At 71.3% G+C, this 16,752-nt stretch carries 17 protein-coding genes and 2 tRNA genes; 13 read left to right on the forward strand and 6 right to left on the reverse strand.

All coding sequences use genetic code 11. The features are described 5' to 3' along the window. Positions 1-19 precede the first annotated feature (19 nt). Both ACZBH1_RS14400 and ACZBH1_RS14405 read left to right on the forward strand, forming a co-directional pair. Complete coding sequence (locus tag ACZBH1_RS14400; protein ID WP_452324499.1) at positions 20-2,092, forward strand: PTS fructose transporter subunit IIABC; 2,073 nt, start codon at positions 20-22, stop codon at positions 2,090-2,092. A gap of 62 nt (positions 2,093-2,154) precedes the next feature. Further along, the gene (locus tag ACZBH1_RS14405; RefSeq protein ID WP_336396900.1) at positions 2,155-2,424 is read left to right on the forward strand and encodes an HPr family phosphocarrier protein; all 270 of its coding nucleotides are present in this window, start codon (positions 2,155-2,157) and stop codon (positions 2,422-2,424) included. Between the two features lie 91 nt (positions 2,425-2,515). Here ACZBH1_RS14405 and ACZBH1_RS14410 read toward each other — a convergent pair whose 3' ends face one another. Further along, complete coding sequence (locus ACZBH1_RS14410; protein ID WP_378883015.1) at positions 2,516-3,154, reverse strand: MBL fold metallo-hydrolase; 639 nt, start codon at positions 3,152-3,154, stop codon at positions 2,516-2,518. Between the two features lie 118 nt (positions 3,155-3,272). Between ACZBH1_RS14410 and ACZBH1_RS14415 the strand changes: the two genes are divergently transcribed. Continuing rightward, positions 3,273-3,348: transfer RNA gene (locus ACZBH1_RS14415), tRNA-Glu, on the forward strand. A gap of 41 nt (positions 3,349-3,389) precedes the next feature. Then, positions 3,390-3,465: transfer RNA gene (locus ACZBH1_RS14420), tRNA-Glu, on the forward strand. A 74-nt stretch (positions 3,466-3,539) separates the two neighbouring features. Here the strand turns inward: ACZBH1_RS14420 and ACZBH1_RS14425 are convergent. Both ACZBH1_RS14425 and ACZBH1_RS14430 read right to left on the reverse strand, forming a co-directional pair. Continuing rightward, on the reverse strand, positions 3,540-4,736 hold the full coding sequence (locus ACZBH1_RS14425; RefSeq protein ID WP_463646786.1) for a DUF4349 domain-containing protein: 1,197 nt from the start codon (positions 4,734-4,736) through the stop codon (positions 3,540-3,542). Next, entirely contained in the window at positions 4,733-5,290 is a 558-nt protein-coding gene (locus ACZBH1_RS14430) for an RNA polymerase sigma factor (RefSeq protein WP_442928161.1), read from the reverse strand. Before ACZBH1_RS14430 ends, ACZBH1_RS14425 begins: the two co-directional genes overlap by 4 nt. Before the next feature lie 255 nt (positions 5,291-5,545). Here ACZBH1_RS14430 and ACZBH1_RS14435 point away from each other — a divergent pair, with 255 nt between their 5' ends. The 8 genes from ACZBH1_RS14435 (at position 5,546) to ACZBH1_RS14470 (ending at position 13,965) form a co-directional block, all read left to right on the forward strand. Beyond that, on the forward strand, positions 5,546-6,577 hold the full coding sequence (locus ACZBH1_RS14435) for a TerC family protein (RefSeq protein WP_336396904.1): 1,032 nt from the start codon (positions 5,546-5,548) through the stop codon (positions 6,575-6,577). Between the two features lie 51 nt (positions 6,578-6,628). Next, on the forward strand, positions 6,629-7,360 hold the full coding sequence (locus ACZBH1_RS14440; protein ID WP_463646787.1) for a hypothetical protein: 732 nt from the start codon (positions 6,629-6,631) through the stop codon (positions 7,358-7,360). Between the two features lie 182 nt (positions 7,361-7,542). Beyond that, positions 7,543-9,024: a 3-isopropylmalate dehydratase large subunit gene (leuC, locus tag ACZBH1_RS14445; protein ID WP_463646788.1), complete on the forward strand. Its 1,482-nt coding sequence runs from the start codon at positions 7,543-7,545 to the stop codon at positions 9,022-9,024. A 1-nt stretch (position 9,025) separates the two neighbouring features. Continuing rightward, on the forward strand, positions 9,026-9,622 hold the full coding sequence (gene leuD / locus ACZBH1_RS14450) for a 3-isopropylmalate dehydratase small subunit (protein ID WP_336396906.1): 597 nt from the start codon (positions 9,026-9,028) through the stop codon (positions 9,620-9,622). A 72-nt stretch (positions 9,623-9,694) separates the two neighbouring features. Continuing rightward, a complete protein-coding gene (gene murA, locus ACZBH1_RS14455; protein ID WP_336396907.1) occupies positions 9,695-11,077 on the forward strand; it encodes a UDP-N-acetylglucosamine 1-carboxyvinyltransferase in 1,383 nt (460 codons plus the stop codon). A 3-nt stretch (positions 11,078-11,080) separates the two neighbouring features. After that, a complete protein-coding gene (locus ACZBH1_RS14460; protein ID WP_336396908.1) occupies positions 11,081-11,845 on the forward strand; it encodes a lysophospholipid acyltransferase family protein in 765 nt (254 codons plus the stop codon). Continuing rightward, positions 11,835-12,971: an NAD(P)H-dependent glycerol-3-phosphate dehydrogenase gene (locus ACZBH1_RS14465; protein WP_336396909.1), complete on the forward strand. Its 1,137-nt coding sequence runs from the start codon at positions 11,835-11,837 to the stop codon at positions 12,969-12,971. The genes ACZBH1_RS14460 and ACZBH1_RS14465 overlap by 11 nt, the downstream gene beginning before the upstream one ends. Next, positions 12,871-13,965 (forward strand): D-alanine--D-alanine ligase family protein, encoded by a 1,095-nt coding sequence (locus ACZBH1_RS14470; protein WP_336396910.1) that lies wholly within the window; start codon positions 12,871-12,873, stop codon positions 13,963-13,965. The genes ACZBH1_RS14465 and ACZBH1_RS14470 overlap by 101 nt, the downstream gene beginning before the upstream one ends. Before the next feature lie 12 nt (positions 13,966-13,977). Here ACZBH1_RS14470 and ACZBH1_RS14475 read toward each other — a convergent pair whose 3' ends face one another. Then, positions 13,978-14,475 carry a DUF3515 family protein gene (locus ACZBH1_RS14475; RefSeq protein WP_336396911.1) on the reverse strand — a complete coding sequence of 166 codons (498 nt, stop codon included), beginning with the start codon at positions 14,473-14,475 and terminating at the stop codon, positions 13,978-13,980. Between the two features lie 81 nt (positions 14,476-14,556). Between ACZBH1_RS14475 and thiL the strand changes: the two genes are divergently transcribed. Then, positions 14,557-15,552 carry a thiamine-phosphate kinase gene (gene thiL / locus ACZBH1_RS14480; RefSeq protein ID WP_378882993.1) on the forward strand — a complete coding sequence of 332 codons (996 nt, stop codon included), beginning with the start codon at positions 14,557-14,559 and terminating at the stop codon, positions 15,550-15,552. 1 nt (position 15,553) lies between these two features. Here thiL and rsmD read toward each other — a convergent pair whose 3' ends face one another. Further along, complete coding sequence (gene rsmD, locus ACZBH1_RS14485; RefSeq protein WP_336396913.1) at positions 15,554-16,117, reverse strand: 16S rRNA (guanine(966)-N(2))-methyltransferase RsmD; 564 nt, start codon at positions 16,115-16,117, stop codon at positions 15,554-15,556. Further along, entirely contained in the window at positions 16,114-16,704 is a 591-nt protein-coding gene (locus ACZBH1_RS14490) for a 1-acyl-sn-glycerol-3-phosphate acyltransferase (protein WP_378882989.1), read from the reverse strand. The genes rsmD and ACZBH1_RS14490 overlap by 4 nt, the downstream gene beginning before the upstream one ends. Positions 16,705-16,752 lie beyond the last annotated feature (48 nt).

A 16,752-nucleotide genomic window follows, 5' to 3' on the forward strand; every position in this document is an offset into this window, starting at 1 on the left:
CCGACCGCAGGAGGTCACCGTGTCCGACACCATCACGACAGGCCTGGTGAGCCTGGACGCCCCTCTGGGGGCCGACAAGTCCGCCGTCATCCGCTCGCTCGCCGCGCGCGTGGTCGCGCAGGGTCGCGCGACCGACGCCGAGGCGCTGTTCGACGACGCCTGGGCGCGCGAGCAGAAGGACGAGACCGGCCTTCCGGGCGGCATCGCCATCCCGCACGCGAAGAGCGCCGCCGTCACGACGCCGTCGCTCGCCTTCGCGCGGCTGAAGCCGGGCGTGGACTTCGGCGCCCCGGACGGCGCCGCAGACCTCGTCTTCCTGATCGCCGCGCCCGCGGACGCCGCGGAGGCGCACCTCGCGGTGCTCTCCAAGCTCGCGCGCAGCCTCATGCAGGAGGACTTCACCTCGGGTCTGCGGGCCGCGAAGACCGACGAGGAGGTCGTCGCGATCGTGCAGGCGGCGATCGGCGAGGGCGGCGCCGCACCGGCGGCCGCGCCCGTCGCGGCGACCGCCCCGGCGGCAGCCGCCCCGGCCCCGGCGCCCGCCGCGGGGTCCGACATCGACGGCCGTCCCGCACGGATCGTCGCCGTGACGGCGTGCGCCACCGGCATCGCGCACACCTTCATGGCCGCCGACGCGCTGACCGCGGCGGGCAAGAAGGCGGGCGTCGATCTCGTCGTCGAGCCGCAGGGCTCCAGCGGCTACCAGGCGCTGCCCGGCGATGTCATCCGCGACGCCGACGCGGTGATCTTCGCCACGGACGTGGACGTGCGCGAGCCGCAGCGCTTCGCGGGCAAGCCCGTCGTCCGCGCGGGCGTCAAGCGGGGCATCGAGCAGCCCGGCCGGCTCATCGCCGAGGCGGTGGCCGCGGCCAAGGACCCCACGGCGACGCGCGTGGGCGGCGAGGCGGCCGCGGCGACGGCCGCTCCTGCCGAGACGATGTCGTGGGGCGCCCGCATCCAGCGCATCCTCCTCACCGGCGTCAGCTACATGATCCCCTTCGTCGCCGGCGGCGGCCTGCTCATCGCGCTGGGCTTCCTCCTGGGCGGCTACAACGTCACCGACAACGCCGCGAACGTCATCGTGCAGAACTCGCTGTGGGATCTGCCGACCGAGGAGATCACCTCGAACTACGGACCGCTCGGCCAGTACCTCGGCTCGGTGTTCTTCATGATCGGAAGCACCTCGATGGGCTTCCTCGTGTCGGCGCTCGCGGGCTACATCGCCTTCGCGATCGCCGACCGCCCGGGCATCGCGCCCGGCTTCGTCGCCGGCGCGGTCGCCGTGCTCATGAACGCCGGCTTCATCGGCGGCATCGTGGGCGGACTGCTCGCCGGAGTCACGGCATGGTGGATCGGATCGTGGCGCGTGCCCCGCTGGCTCCGCGGGCTCATGCCGGTCGTCATCATCCCGCTCCTCGCCTCGATCGTGGCATCCGGGCTGATGATCCTGTTCCTGGGACGCCCCATCGCGACGCTGATGGAGTGGCTGAACGTCTGGCTGACCGATCTCGCCGGCACGGCGGGCATCGTGGTCGTGGGCGTCATCCTCGGACTCATGATGTGCTTCGACCTCGGCGGTCCGATCAACAAGGTCGCGTACGCCTTCGCTGTGGCGGGGCTCGCCGCCGGGTCGCCCGAGAACCCGACGCCGTACTACATCATGGCCGCCGTGATGGCCGCGGGGATGGTGCCGCCGCTCGCGATGGCGCTCGCCTCGACCGTCCTCGCACGCAACCTGTTCCCGCCCGTCGAGCGGGAGAACGGCAAGGCGGCGTGGCTCCTCGGCGCGGCGTTCATCAGCGAGGGCGCCATCCCCTTCGCCGCCGCGGATCCGCTGCGCGTCATCCCCGCCTCCATGGTGGGCGGCGCGGTGACCGGCGCGCTGAGCATGGCGTTCGCGGTGCAGTCGCTCGCCCCGCACGGCGGCGTGTTCGTGCTGTTCGCGATCAATCCCATCTGGGGCTTCCTGGTGGCGATCGCCGCCGGAACCGTGGTGACCGCCCTCATCGTCGTCGCCCTCAAGAGGTGGGTGGGCCGCAAGGAGCTCGAAGAGGCCGAGGCGCCCGACACGGCCGTACCCGTGGCGGCCTGAGGCCTCCTCAGACAGAATCGGAAAGTCGGCCGGTCGAGGTCCGACGCAGACAGGAGAGAACCATGGCAGAACGTCAGGCCACCATCGCCAGCAGCTCGGGGCTGCACGCGCGCCCCGCGAAGCTCTTCGTGCAGGCGGTGCAGGCGCAGTCCGTCCCCGTCACGATCGCCGTCGACGGCGGCCCCGACCTGAACGCGGGCAGCATCCTGTCGCTCATGGGCCTGGGTGCATCGCAGGGGACGGTCGTGACGCTCAAGGCCGAGGGGGACGGCGCCGACGAGGCTCTCGACGCGCTCGTCGCACTCCTGGAGACCGACCTCGACGCCCAGTAGAGAACCGCTCCGGCCCGAGGCCGGGAAGACGTGACGACGGATGCCGCGGGTCGAAGCCGCTGCGGCATCCGTCGTCCGCGTCCGGGGAGCGTCAGATGTCGGTGCTCTGACCGGGGTCGAGCACGACGAGCTCGCCGCCGCCCTGCTCGGCCGCCCACCGCAGCCGGGACCTTCCCATGTCGCGTCCGGCCACGGACAGCGTCATGTCGTGCGTGCCGAACACCCGCCGCGGGGCCACCGCGAGCACGAAGTCCATGGCCTCGCCGATCTTGAGCCACGGCGCGCCCACGGGGGAGGCGAGAAGCTTCACGTCGCGGCCATCGGGGACGGCGTAGGAGTCGCCGGGGTAGTAGAACTGGTCGTTCACGAGCACGCCGACGTTGTCGACCACGGGGATCGTCTCGTGGATCACCGCGTGCCTGCCGCCGAAGAACTCGAGGCGGAACGGGTCGGCCTCCACGACGTCACCGGGGTGCACGATCGTGATGTCGTACCCCGCGGCGGCCCTCGCCACCCCCTCGGGGCCGTAGATCGGGACGCCGGGCGAGGTCGCCAGGATCCGGTCCAGGTGGTCCGGCGTCCAGTGGTCGGGGTGCTCGTGGGTGAGGACGACCGCCACGACGGGTTCGAGCTCGCCCAGGGGCGCGGTGAAGGATCCGGGGTCGATGATGAGCGTCCGTCCGGCGTCCACGAGGGTGACGGTCGCGTGCTCGAACTTGGTGACTCGCATGCGTCGAGTCAACCGCCACCCGCCCACCGGAGCAAGCGCGACCCGAGGGCGGGGCCGCCGGCGGCACCGATTTGGAGAGGGAATGCGCGCCGTGGCATAATCGAACGGTTGCCTGAACGGCCCCATCGTATAGCGGCCTAGTACGCCGCCCTCTCACGGCGGTAACGCGGGTTCGAATCCCGCTGGGGTCACCAGTCGGGCAACACCGTCGCAGTTCAGCTGCGGCACGCTGTACGGCCCCATCGTATAGCGGCCTAGTACGCCGCCCTCTCACGGCGGTAACGCGGGTTCGAATCCCGCTGGGGTCACCACGGCGAAGAGCCCCCGGTCCATGCGGACCGGGGGCTCTTCTCATCATCGCCTCAGCCGGGCTGACGCGGGCGTGTCACTGCGGGCGATCCTCGTGCGCCTCCGCCGCGGATGCCGGCGTCGGGGTCGACCCGTCGGCGGTGCGCGACTGCCTCCGCCGGCCGCGGACCAGGTGCACGATGCCCCAGACGAGGAGCGCCGCGAACGCGGCGACGGCCAGCCACGGGATCAGGAACCCGATGGCCACGACGATGCCGTTCAGCGTCGCGACGAGCCCGTTCCACCCGGCCGCGAGCCCGTCGCCGAAGCCGGCGGGGTCTGCGGCGACGATGTCGACCTCGGGCACCACCGTCACCGACAGCGTGGACATGGCGACCTGGTCGTCCAGCATCTCGAGCTGCTGCTGGTACGACTCCAGCTGCGCCTGGCGCTCCGAAAGGGCGGACTCCGCGGTGAGGAGGTCGGCGACCGTCTCCGCCTGCGCCATGAGGTCGGTGAGGCGATCGACGGAGGCCTGCGCCGCGTCGATTCGCGCCTGCAGGTCGACCGTCTGCTCCGTGACGTCCTGGCGATCGACGCTCGACGCGGTCACCTCGCCGACATCGTCCAGCTCGCCGATGACGCTCGCCAGCTCGTCGGCGGGCACCCGGACGGTGATCCACGCCCCGTCGGTCGGCACCGGATAAGGGTACGGATACGAGCTGTCGTAGACGACCCCGCCTTCCATGGGTTCGAGGGGCTGGACGCTGCCGTCACGGCCCACGCTCATCGACTCGACGTAGCCGCCGTGGGCGACCGCCGAATTGCCGATGGACCGCGCGGCGGCATCGGCATCGTCGACCTCGACGGTGGCCGTCGCCGTGGTGATGATGTCGCGCTCGGACTGCGCGACGCCGGAGGCATCGTCGGAGGCGCCCGGCGCAGTGGTGAGCCCTTCCGGCCCGCGCGACTCCTCCGCGGGGTCGTCGAATCCCGCGCCGCCGCCGTCGGAGTCGGCGGGGGCGAGCGGAGCGACGGCGGACTGGTCCGAGGCGCCGCCGACTCCGCCCACGAGCTGACCCACCGACGGCGCGATCACCGCCGCGACGACGATGACCGCGGCCGCGGCGCCGCCCGCCACCCACAGCCGGCTCCGGCGGCGACCGCGCGCCGAGCGCTGGGATCGCTCGCGGGCGATGTCGGAGAAGAGCGCGTCCTCGATCTCGTCGATGCGCTCGTCGCTCAGTTCGGGGAGGGGCGCCGGGGTGCCGGCGGCCGGGTGCTGGGTGCTCATGTGCTCTCCTTCACGACAGTCCGCAGTCGGGTGCGGATGCGGGAGAGACGATTGCGGACCACACCGTGCGCGACCCCGAGCTCGTCGGCGGCAGCCTGATACGCGTAACCCTCCGTGGCGCAGAGCCGGAAGATCGCGCGGTCGAGCTCGCCGAGGCCGGCGACCTCCTTCAGGATCGCCTCGGCGAGCCGCTCGTCGATCACCTGCTGCTCGACGTCCACCGTCGCCGGCAGGCTCTCGTCAGCGGGCGCCGCGGTGTGCTCGCGGTCGCGCCGCTGCCGTCGGACGCGGTTGGCGGATTGGAATCGGCAGATGGTCGCGAGCCACGGCAGCAGCGACTCGCCCGCGAGGTCGAAGCCCGGCAGTTTCCGCCAGGCGACGAGGAACGTCTCCTGCGTGACCTCCTCGGCATCGGCGGGGTTGCCGACCAGACCGTGTGCGAGCCAGTACACCGGACGCACATAGGCGCGGTACAGCGCGCGGAATGCGCGCTCGCTCCCACCCGCGGCCAGCGCCACGAGCTCGGCGTCGCCGGCCGGAATCTCGCCTTCCATCCCCATCCTCCGCATTGTCTCTCACCGTGTCAGTGTCCGCACCGGTCGGATCGTCTCGCCCGCGGGGGAGAGCCCCTCGTCAGGCTGTATCCTTGGGCGAGCGAGAGGGAGTATCCCGTCATCGCGCATCCGTCATCACGGGTCCCGACAGTGCGACCCCGGGTGTGCACCGCGGGCCAGGCGGCCGGCGGGGGAGAGACTTTCGGCGTCGACCGACCCCTCGTCTTCTTCCCCTCCCGTTCGGAAAGGCCCTGAATGGACCTCGTTCTCCCCCTGTGGTTCGAGATCGGATCCCTCGTGATCCTCTCGCTCATCCTCCTGGCGGACCTCCTGCTCATCCTGAAGCGGCCGCACATCCCGTCGACCCGGGAGTCGACGCTGTGGGTGATCTTCTACGTGACCCTCGCCCTCCTCTTCGCGGGCGTCATGTGGGTCATCGCCGGGCCCGAGTACGCCGGGCAGTTCGTCGCCGGATGGCTGACCGAGTACAGCCTCTCGATCGACAACCTCTTCGTCTTCGTGCTCATCATGAGCCAGTTCGCGGTGCCGCGCCGCTACCAGCAGGAAGTCCTGATGGTCGGCATCATCATCGCCCTCGTCCTCCGCGGGATCTTCATCCTCGTGGGGGCCGCCGTCATCGAGCAGTTCAGCTGGGTGTTCTACATCTTCGGCGCGTTCCTCGTCTGGACCGCCTGGCGTCAGGCGTTCCCCGGCGGCGCCCACGACGACGAGGTCAAGCAGGAGGCGTTCGTCGTCCGCATGCTGCGCCGCACCATCGACATCAGCGACCACTACGACGGGGCGAAGATCCGCACCGTCGTCGACGGCAAGAAGATGTGGACGCCGATGATCATCGTCTTCGCGGCGATCGGCGTGACCGACCTGCTGTTCGCGATCGACTCGATCCCGGCGATCTTCGGCATCACGCAGAGCGCGTTCATCGTCTTCACCGCGAACATCTTCGCCCTCATGGGCCTGCGGCAGCTGTACTTCCTCCTCGGGGACCTCCTGGACCGGCTGCGCTACCTCCACTACGGCATCGCCTTCATCCTCGCCTTCATCGGCCTCAAGCTCGTCTTCCACGCCATGCACGTCAACGAGCTGCCGTTCATCAACAACGGCGAGCACATCGAGTGGGCTCCCGAGATCTCGACCTGGATGTCGCTGGCCGTGATCGTGCTGTCGATGGCCGTCGCGACCGTGGCGAGCCTGGTGGCCTCGGCGCGCGAGCGGCGGCGTGCGGTCGAAGATGCCCCGGCTCCCCGCGCGAGCGACAACCACGGCTGACCTCCCGCCGACCCCGTTGCCCGCCCGTGGACGCGGTGCGATACTGCGTCCATGGGCAGCGGGGGGATCCCCCGTGAGGGGGCACTCGAGGCGGAGCTGTCCGCCCTGAGGACGCGCGCCTACGGCGTCGACGCCGACATCGACTCCGACCCCGCGGCTCTGGCGCGTCTGGCCGAGCTCGAGCAGCTGCACGCGGCGGCGACCTCGGCCGGACACGAGCCGGAGCCGCTCACCCGCGGCGCCGAGCCCCCGTCCCCGCCATCCGGCGACCTGCGCGGCCCCGGTGCGCGCGCCTGGTGGCGCCGGACCCGCGGCGGTGCCCTCGCGGCGGGCGCGGCGATGACGCTCGCGGCCGTCCTCGCGGTCCTGGGCTGGATGTGGTGGACGGCGCCGCGTCCGGACGCGACGCTGCAGCGGACGGATGCCGCACCGAGCGAACAGGTGCTGCGCCTGGCGGACTATGCGCGCCGCCAGCTGGTCATGAAGTCGACGCTGCGCGCGTTCCAGCCGGTCCTGGGGCTGGAGGTCTGGTCGGCGCAGAGCACGTTCGGCAGCACCTGTCTGCTGATCTTCGAGCCCGCCAGCGACGAGCTGCTCGCGATCGGGTGCGCCCCCGCGCCCGCCGAGCCGATCGCCGAGATCTACGACGTCCCCGTGGAGTGGAATGAGGAGTGGGTGGACCGCTTCCCCACCGGCACGGTGGTGCGCTTCATGAAGCACGGCGACGCCGTCGACGTCTGGATCCACGAGGGTGCGGTCCCCGCCGTGCCGCCCGCCCCATGACGACTCCCGTGACGCCGCCGAGCGGGTCGGCGGCGCGGCGGTGGTACCCTGGGCACGTGCGGATCGCTCGCCTTCTCCTTAGCGGCCGCGACGAGTCCTAGTTCCCAGGCCTCCCTCGTCGCGGAGTTCGTCGCGGGCCCCACCCCATGCGGGCACAGTCCCCAGAGGAGAACGACAGAGCAATGAGCATGACCGATGCGTCCCGTATCGCCGACATCCCCGAGCGTCCTCGCACGCTGGCCGAGAAGGTCTGGGACGACCACGTCGTCGTCCGAGGCGATGACGGTCAACCGGATCTGATCTACATCGACCTGCACCTCGTCCACGAGGTGACCAGCCCGCAGGCCTTCGACGGACTGCGAGCCGAGGGCCGGCCCGTGCGCCGGCTCGACCTCACGATCGCGACCGAGGACCACAACACCCCGACGCTCGACATCGACAAGCCGATCGCCGACCTGACCAGCCGCACCCAGATCGAGACGCTCCGCCGCAACGCCGCCGAGTTCGGGGTGCGCCTGCACTCGCTGGGCGACAAGGAGCAGGGCATCGTCCACGTCGTCGGTCCCCAGCTCGGCCTCACCATGCCGGGCATCACCGTGGTCTGCGGCGACTCGCACACCTCCACGCACGGCGCCTTCGGTGCGATGGCCTTCGGCATCGGCACGAGCGAGGTCGAGCACGTGCTGGCAACGCAGACGCTGCCCCTGAAGCCGTTCAAGACGATGGCGATCACGGTCGAGGGCGAGCTGAAGCCCGGCGTCACGGCGAAGGACATCATCCTCGCCGTCATCGCCAAGATCGGCACCAACGGCGGGCAGGGCTACGTGCTGGAGTTCCGCGGCAGCGCCATCCGGTCGCTGTCGATGGAAGGCCGCATGACGATCTGCAACATGTCGATCGAGGCGGGTGCGCGGGCCGGCATGGTCGCCCCCGACGAGACGACGTTCGCCTACCTGGAGGGCCGTGCACACGCCCCGAAGGGCGAGGACTGGGACGACGCCGTCGCCTACTGGCGCACGCTCCCCAGCGATGAGGGCGCCGTCTACGACGCCGAGGTCTTCCTCGACGCGAACGAGCTCGAGCCGTTCGTCACATGGGGCACGAACCCCGGGCAGGGCGTGTCGCTGAGCGACGCGGTGCCCTCGCCCGACGACTTCGCCGACCCGAACGAGCGCGCCGCCGCGGAGCGCGCGCTGGAGTACATGGATCTGACGCCGGGCACGCCGCTGAAGCAGGTGCCGGTCGACGCCGTCTTCATGGGCTCCTGCACGAACAGCCGCATCGAGGACCTCCGCGCGTTCGCGTCGATCATCGAGGGCCGCAAGAAGGCCAACGGGGTCCGCGTCATGGTGGTGCCGGGGTCCGCGCGCGTCCGCCTGGAGGCGGAGGCCGAAGGACTCGACAAGGTCTTCGAGGACTTCGGGGCGGAATGGCGCTTCGCCGGGTGCTCGATGTGCCTGGGCATGAATCCCGATCAGCTCGCGCCGGGGGAGCGCTGCGCGTCCACGAGCAACCGCAACTTCGAGGGCCGCCAGGGCAAGGGCGGGCGGACGCACCTCGTCTCGCCGCTGGTGGCCGCGGCGACCGCGGTCCTGGGGCGCCTCGCGAGCCCGAGCGATCTTCCCGCGCCCGTCGCGGCCGGCGCCAAAAGCACGGAGGCCTGACATGGAGAAGTTCACGACGCACACCGGGATCGCGGCGCCGCTGCGCCGCTCCGCGGTCGACACGGACCAGATCATCCCCGCCGTCTACCTCAAGCGGGTCACCAAGACCGGCTTCGAGGACGCCCTGTTCGCCAGCTGGCGCCAGGACCCCGAGTTCGTGCTCAACCGGCCGGCGTACGCCGGCGCCAGCATCCTCGTGGCCGGCCCCGACTTCGGCACCGGCTCCAGCCGTGAGCACGCGGTGTGGGCGCTGCGGGACTTCGGCTTCAAGGTCGTGCTGAGCCCTCGGTTCGCCGACATCTTCCGCGGCAACGCCGGCAAGCAGGGCCTGGTCGCGGGCGTGATCTCCGAGGCGGACCTCGAGGCCGCGTGGGCTGCCATCGAGGCGGACCCGGGCGTCAGCATGACGGTCGACCTCGAAGCGCGCACCGCGTCGATCGGCACGCTGGAGGTCCCTTTCGAGATCGATGATTACACTAGGTGGCGGCTTCTCGAAGGGCTCGACGACATCGGGCTCACACTGCGCAACGAAGACGCGATCTCGCAGTTCGAGGCTCGCCGAGAGGCGTGGCGGCCGCGGACGCTTCCCGTTCCGTAAGCCGGGTCGGATGCCCCACCAGGGCGCCCGACCGCCGCAGACACCCTCGAGCAACCAAGTGAGGATCATCGGATGAAGCCGCTTCTGAATGTCGCCGCAGGCGAGAGCGCAGCCGCGAAGACGGGGGAGCAGGAAGTGACGGGTGAGGTCCTCGCGATCCGGGGCGGACGCCCGCTCACGGGCCGCGTCGAGGTCAAGGGCGCCAAGAACCTCGTCACCAAGGCGATGGTCGCCGCCCTCCTGGGCGACACCACGAGCATCCTGCGCGACGTGCCCGACATCAGCGACGTCCAGGTGGTCCGATCGCTCCTGGAGGTCCACGGCGTCCGCGTGTGGGACGGCGAGGAGGAGGGGACGATCCACCTCGACCCCAGCGGTGCGGTCGCTGCCCACTTCGAGGAGATCGACGCGCACGCCGGGGCATCCCGCATCCCGATCCTGTTCTGCGGCCCGCTGCTGCACCTGCTCGGCGAGGCCCTCATCCCCGACCTCGGCGGGTGCCGCATCGGCGACCGGCCGATCAACTTCCACATGGACGCGCTGCGCGCGTTCGGCGCCGTCGTCGACAAGAGCTACGAGGGCATCCGGATCACGGCACCCGACGGGCTCCACGGCGCGAACATCGAGCTGCCGTATCCCAGCGTCGGGGCGACCGAGCAGGTGCTGCTCACGGCCGTCCGCGCGAAGGGCGTCACCGAGCTGCGGAACGCCGCCATCGAGCCCGAGATCATGGATCTCATCGCCGTGCTGCAGAAGATGGGCGCCATCATCTCGTACGAGCCGAACCGCGTCATCTTCATCGAGGGCGTCGACTCGCTGCGCGGCTACGACCACCGCGCGATCTTCGACCGCAACGAGGCAGCCTCGTGGGCCTGCGCGGCGCTGGCGACGGACGGCGACATCTTCGTCGGCGGTGCGCGGCAGCAGGAGATGCTGACGTTCCTCAACGTCTTCCGCAAGGCCGGCGGCTGGTTCGACGTGCGCGAGGACGGCATCCAGTTCCGCCGCGGCGGTGCGCTCAAGGCCGTCATGGTCGAGACGGACGTCCACCCGGGCTTCATGACCGACTGGCAGCAGCCGCTCATCGTGGCTCTGACGCAGGCCGAGGGCACCTCGATCGTGCACGAGACCGTCTACGAGAACCGGCTCGGCTTCACCGACGCGCTGAACCAGATGGGCGCCGACATCGTCGTGCACGCGAGCGGTCTGGACTCGCAAGGCCGACGCGTCCCGCGTCGCGCCCTCGAGCAGGCGGCCGTCATCAACGGTCCGACTCCGCTGCACGGCGCCGACGTCGTCGTTCCCGACCTGCGGGGCGGCTACAGCTACGTCATCGCCGCCCTCGCGGCCGAGGGCGAGTCGATCGTCCGCAACGTCGGCATCATCCGCCGCGGCTACGAGAAGTTCTTCGCCAAGCTCGACATGCTGGGCGCCGACTTCGACGTCATCGGATAGTCCGTGGCGACCCATCGTCCGCGCGCGTCCGCGGAGAAGACGCGACCCAGCATCTTCTGGCCCCTGGCCGCCATCGTCGTGCCGCTCGTGAGCCTGGTGTTCAAGGTCGAGGTCGAGGGCTCCGAGAAGCTGCCGCGAGACGGCGCGTACGTGGTCGCGCCGAACCACGTGAGTGAGATCGACCCGCTCGTCGTCGCCCTCGCGGTATGGCGGATGGGACGCGCGCCGCGGTTCATGGCGAAGGAGAGCCTCTTCCGCGTGCCGGTGCTGGGGTGGATCCTGCGTGCGACCGGGATGATCCCCGTCGCCCGCACCACGTCCGCCACCGCCGCACGGGCGACGCTCGCAGCCTCCGAGACGCTGGCCCGCAACGGGCGGGGCGTCATCGTCTACCCCGAGGGCTCGCTCACCCGCGACCCCGATCTGTGGCCCATGCGGGGGAAGACGGGTGCGGTGCGCCTGGCACTGGGCGGGGGCATCCCCGTCATCCCGATGGCGCAATGGGGAGCCCAGCAGGTGATGCCCCGGTACGGCAAGCTGAAGCTCTGGCCGCTCCGCCGGCGCGTGCGCGTGATCGTGGGCGATCCCGTCGACCTGTCGGCGTACGCCGGGCGAGCGTCGTCGCAGAGCGCGCTCGTCGAGGCGACCGACGTCGTCATGGCCGACATCGCGGGGCTGCTCTCGCAGCTGCGCGGCGAGCCCGCACCGGCCGAGCGATGGAATCCGGCCGATCACGGGCAGAAGGAGACCGGTCGCCTTGAGTCGTAGGCACGACGCCGCCCGCCCGCGCGTCGCCGTGGTGGGCGCGGGAAGCTGGGGCACGACGTTCGGCAAGATCCTGGCCGACGGCGGCGCGCACGTCACCATGTGGGCCCGCCGTCCGGAGCTGGCGAGCGAGATCCAGGAGGCCAAGCGCAACAGCGAGTACCTCCCGGGGATCAACCTGCCCCGGTCGATGCAGGCCACGCACCACCTGTCGGAGGCGCTCGAGGGCGCCGACCAGGTCTACCTCTCGATCCCCAGCCAGGCGGTGCGCCAGAACCTCAAGGCCGTGCGACCGCTGATCACGCAGTCCGACGCGCCCATCGTGTCGCTCATGAAGGGCGTCGAGCGTCGCACGGGCCTGCGGATGAGCCAGGTGATCGAGCAGGAGCTGCACTGCGACCCCGCGCGCATCGCGGTGGCCTCCGGGCCCAACCTCGCGCTCGAGATCGCCCGCGAGCAGCCCACGGCGGCCGTCATCTCCTCGACGAGCCAGGAGACGGCCGAGGCGGTGGCGCGTCTCGCGCGCAACCGGTACTTCCGGACGTTCGTGAACACCGACGTCATCGGGACCGAGTTCGGCGGCGTGCTGAAGAACCTCATCGCCGTGGCGATCGGCATCGTCGACGGCGTGGGGTACGGCGAGAACACCAAGGCGTCCATCATCACGCGCGGGCTGGTCGAGATGACCGACTTCGCGGTCGCCTTCGGCGCCCAGGCGGAGACGCTGCAGGGCCTCGCGGGCCTCGGCGACCTCATCGCGACGTGCCAGTCTCCGCTCAGCCGCAACAACACCGCCGGGCGCCTGCTCGGACAGGGCTACCGCTTCGACGACGTCGTCAAGCAGATGAATCAGACCGCGGAGGGGCTGGCATCCGTCGCCCCCATCCTTCAGCTGGCGCGCGAGGTGGGTGTGCAGATGCCCATCGTCGAGCAGGTCAAGATGGTGCTGGACGGCACCATGAACCCCCGCGACATCGCGCCGCACCTGACGACCGACGACGACACCCCCCAGGGCGAGAGGACGACGAATGGACAAGCCGGCGGTGGCGGTGCTCTTTGGCGGTCGATCCAGCGAGCACTCGATCAGTTCCGCAACGGCGGGCGGGGTGCTGCGGGCGATCGATCGTGACCGCTACCGGGTGATCCCGATCGGGATCACCCGTGACGGGGTGTTCGTCCTCGAGGACGACGACCCCGACAAGTTCGCCCTGGACGCCGACCGTCTTCCCGAGGTCGCCGACAACGGCACGCGCGTGGTGTGGCCGGAAGGCGGCGGCGACCGCGTGCTGCGCGTGCGCCGCGCGGACGGAGCGGTGGACGAGCTCGGCGACGTCGACGTGGTCCTCCCGATCCTCCACGGCCTCCATGGCGAGGACGGCACGGTGCAGGGCTTCTTCGACACCCTCGGCATCCCGTACGCCGGCGGCGGCGTCTTGGACTCCGCGCTGTGCATGGACAAGCACTTCATGAAGATCGTGCTCGCGGCGGCGGGGGTGCCGGTCTCGCCGTCGGTGACGATCAGCCGCGCGCGGTGGGAGCGCGACCCGGAGGGAGTGCGGTCGGATGCCGCGGCTCTGGGCGAGCCCACGTTCGTCAAGCCCGCGCGCGCGGGATCGAGCGTCGGCGTCTCGAAGGTGCATGACGCGTCCGAGCTGGACGCGGCGCTGGCCCTGGCGTTCGCCGAGGACGACAAGGTGCTCATCGAGGCCGCCATCGTCGGGCGCGAGGTCGAGGTCGCGATCCTGGAGGGCCGTGACGGCGCGGCTGCGCGCGCCTCGCTTCCCGGAGAGATCGTGCTCACCACCCGCGAGTTCTACGACTTCGAGGGCAAGTACCTCGGCGGAGACGGCGCAGACGTGGTGTGTCCCGCGGACCTCTCCGCCGATGAGATCGCGCGGATCCAGGAGCTCGGCGTCCGTGCCTTCGAAGCGGTCGACGGCAAGGGCCTCGCGCGCGTCGACTTCTTCCTGGCGGAGGACGGCCTGTACGTCAACGAGCTCAACACGATGCCGGGCTTCACACCGATCTCGATGTTCCCGAAGTGCTGGATCGCATCGGGCATGTCGTATCCGGAGCTCATCGCCGAACTCATCGACACCGCGCTCGAGCGCGCCGGGGCGTAGCCGGCGGCCGGCTCACCCGCCGGACGTGGCGTCCGGAATCAGCTCCTCGGTGAGGGTGCACTCGCGCTGAACGGTCGTGCCGCCCAGCACCGCCGTCTCGGCGAGCTGTGTCAGCGCCTCGTTCGGGGACACCGACTCGTTGTCGATGAACACCTCGACCGCCGGGGTCCGGCCGTAGGTGGTGACCAGGTAGCGAGGCGCCTGCGACTCGTCGACGATCCAGTCGACGCCGCCGAGCGTGATGCACCGCGCCTCCGTCGGCCCGGGCTCCTCGACGCCGCACCGCAGCAGCACCGCCGACGGCTCACCCCACGCGCCGGTCGCCTGGGCGTCGGTCCACCGCCGGGGCTGGCCGTCGACCGTGCCGGGCAGGCGCACGCTCACCTCGGCGCATGCGGCATCGTTCGCCTGCTCCGCGGGCTGCAGATCGACCGTCGTCGAGCAGCCGGTCAGGCCGATCACGGCCGCCGCGGCGAATCCAGCGGCGAGGACGGGGGAGAGCAGACGCACCCCTCCAGGCTAACCGGCGGGACGACTCTGCCCCGCCGGCGGGTACCCGGCGATCGGCGGTCGCGACGGTAGCGTGGTCGTGTGGGCGACGAGCGCAGTGATCCGACGGTGGGCGAGCTGAGCGAGGGGCAGATCCTCGCCCGGATCCTCGAGCGCCTCGGGGCGTCCGACGCGATCGTCGGTCCGGGCGACGACGCCGCGGTGCTCGCCGCCGCCGACGGCCGCGTCGTCGCATCGGTCGACACGCTGGTGCACGGTCCGGACTTCCGGCTGGCGTGGTCGAGCGGATACGACCTCGGCTTCAAGGCCGCCGCCGTCAACCTCGCCGACATCGCGGCCATGGGCGCCACGCCCACGGCTCTCCTCGTGGCGCTCGCGATGCCGGAGGGCACGCGTCTGTCGTTCGTGACCGATCTGGCCGATGGCCTGCGCGCGGCGTGCCGGGAGCTGGCCCCCGGGTGTCGCGTCGAAGGCGGCGATCTGACCGTCTCGGACACGCTCACCATCGCCGTCACTGCGCTCGGCGCCCTGGCCGGACGTGAGCCGGTGCGCCGCTCGGGCGCCCGTCCGGGCGACGTGGTGGCGGTGGCCGGTGATCCCGGCCGCGCAGCACGCGGCCTCCGCGTCCTGTTCCAGCGGTTCACGGATGCGGCGGGGGCGCCGGTCCCGGTCGACGAGAGCGTGCTCAGCCCCGCCGAGCGCGCCGACCTCGCCGCGCAGCTGCGCCCGTCGCCGCCGATCCCGTTCGGCCCCGAAGCCGCCGATGCGGGCGCGACGGCGATGATGGACGTGTCGGACGGACTCGTCCTCGACGCCTCGCGCATGGCCACGGCATCCGGTGTCACGATCGCGCTCGAGTCGACGCTGCTCGGGCCCGACGCCGCCGACGCGCTCTCGGGCGGCGAGGACCACGCGCTGCTGGCGACGTTCCCCGGCGAACGGCACCTGCCGCATGGGTTCCGGCGCGTCGGCACGGTGCAGCCGAGGGGTGAGGCGGGGGTTCTCGTGGACGGTCTCGCGTACGAGGGACGATCGGGCTGGGATCCCTACCGCGACTGGGACGAGCGCACCGGCTGACTCAGCCGGGCGTGGTCGCCCACCACAGGGCGGTGTCGCCGTACCGCTTCGAGCGGGTCGCGATGAGCCCTGGGGGCAACGTCGGCTCGGGTGAGCGCGCGGCGCGCTCGATGACGATCTCCGCGCCCGGCGACACGCGGGGCAGCAGCAGCGAGAGCGTCGACGCCAGCTCTGTCTCTCCGACGTCGTACGGCGGGTCCAGGAACACCAGGTCGAACGCCCGCGGGGAGGATCTCAGGAACGCGTCGGCGGAGCTGCGGTGCACGCGGATCGCGGCATCGGTCCCCACCGCCTTCGCGACGCGACCGGCGTTGCGCTGCGCGACCGACGCCGCGCGCGCGGACTTCTCGACCAGGTCGGCGGATGCCGCGCCCCGGCTCACCGCCTCGAGTCCCAGCGCGCCGGAGCCGGCGTAGAGGTCGAGCACGGCGGCACCCCGGAGCGCGTCGGCCGATTCCAGGGCGCCGAAGAGGGATTCGCGCACGCGATCGCTCGTCGGCCGGGTGCCCGCGTCGGGTACATCGATCACGAGCGAGCCTGCACGGCCGGCGATGATGCGCGTCATCCCCTCACGATATCTCCGGTGGAATCCTCCTCCCGGAGGCGCGGCTCGGTGCGCAGCTCGGGGCGCAGCCCGGCCTTGTCGGCGTAGAACGCGCGGATGACGTCCATGTCGGCCCGCACGTCGCCGGTGAGCGCGATGGTCGGGCCGAGACCCGTCGTCATCGTGGTGCGGTCGACGTATCCGAGGGTGACCGGGAGCCGGGCCTCCCGGGCGATCCGGTAGAAGCCGGACTTCCAGTAGGAGCCCGGGCCACGGGTGCCCTCGGGAGTGACGACGAGGCCGAAGGGCTCGCCCGCCTGCATCTGCGCCACGACATCGGCGACGACCCGCGACGGGTCCGATCGGTCGACGGGGATGCCGCCGAGGCGGCGCATCAGCGGTCCCCTCCACCCGCGGAAGAGGCTCGCCTTGCCGAGCCAGCGGACCGGCATCCCCAGCCGCCAGGCGATGCCGAGCATGAGGACGAAGTCCCAGTTGGACGTGTGCGGAACACCCAGCAGGACGGTGGGGCGGCCCGGTGCCGGCTCGGTCGAGAGCGTCCACCGACTGCAGGCCCAGTAGACGCGGGAGAGGAGTCGTCGGAGCATCCCGCAACCTTACGTTTTCCGGCTGTGGCCGAGCCGACACCGGGCCGC

Source organism: Microbacterium sp. ZXT2-5 (assembly GCF_055329545.1).

What these genes read in the sequence shown, in the direction of transcription:
- ACZBH1_RS14490 (WP_378882989.1), bottom strand. Translation starts at nt 16,704, where the DNA reads ATGCTCCGACGACTCCTCTCCCGCGTCTACTGGGCCTGCAGTCGGTGG.
- ACZBH1_RS14405 (WP_336396900.1), top strand. Translation starts at nt 2,155, where the DNA reads ATGGCAGAACGTCAGGCCACCATCGCCAGCAGCTCGGGGCTGCACGCG.
- leuD (WP_336396906.1), top strand. Translation starts at nt 9,026, where the DNA reads ATGGAGAAGTTCACGACGCACACCGGGATCGCGGCGCCGCTGCGCCGC.
- murA (WP_336396907.1), top strand. Translation starts at nt 9,695, where the DNA reads ATGAAGCCGCTTCTGAATGTCGCCGCAGGCGAGAGCGCAGCCGCGAAG.
- ACZBH1_RS14410 (WP_378883015.1), bottom strand. Translation starts at nt 3,154, where the DNA reads ATGCGAGTCACCAAGTTCGAGCACGCGACCGTCACCCTCGTGGACGCC.
- ACZBH1_RS14440 (WP_463646787.1), top strand. Translation starts at nt 6,629, where the DNA reads ATGGGCAGCGGGGGGATCCCCCGTGAGGGGGCACTCGAGGCGGAGCTG.
- ACZBH1_RS14470 (WP_336396910.1), top strand. Translation starts at nt 12,871, where the DNA reads ATGGACAAGCCGGCGGTGGCGGTGCTCTTTGGCGGTCGATCCAGCGAG.
- ACZBH1_RS14430 (WP_442928161.1), bottom strand. Translation starts at nt 5,290, where the DNA reads ATGGAAGGCGAGATTCCGGCCGGCGACGCCGAGCTCGTGGCGCTGGCC.
- leuC (WP_463646788.1), top strand. Translation starts at nt 7,543, where the DNA reads ATGAGCATGACCGATGCGTCCCGTATCGCCGACATCCCCGAGCGTCCT.
- rsmD (WP_336396913.1), bottom strand. Translation starts at nt 16,117, where the DNA reads ATGACGCGCATCATCGCCGGCCGTGCAGGCTCGCTCGTGATCGATGTA.
- ACZBH1_RS14425 (WP_463646786.1), bottom strand. Translation starts at nt 4,736, where the DNA reads ATGAGCACCCAGCACCCGGCCGCCGGCACCCCGGCGCCCCTCCCCGAA.
- ACZBH1_RS14435 (WP_336396904.1), top strand. Translation starts at nt 5,546, where the DNA reads ATGGACCTCGTTCTCCCCCTGTGGTTCGAGATCGGATCCCTCGTGATC.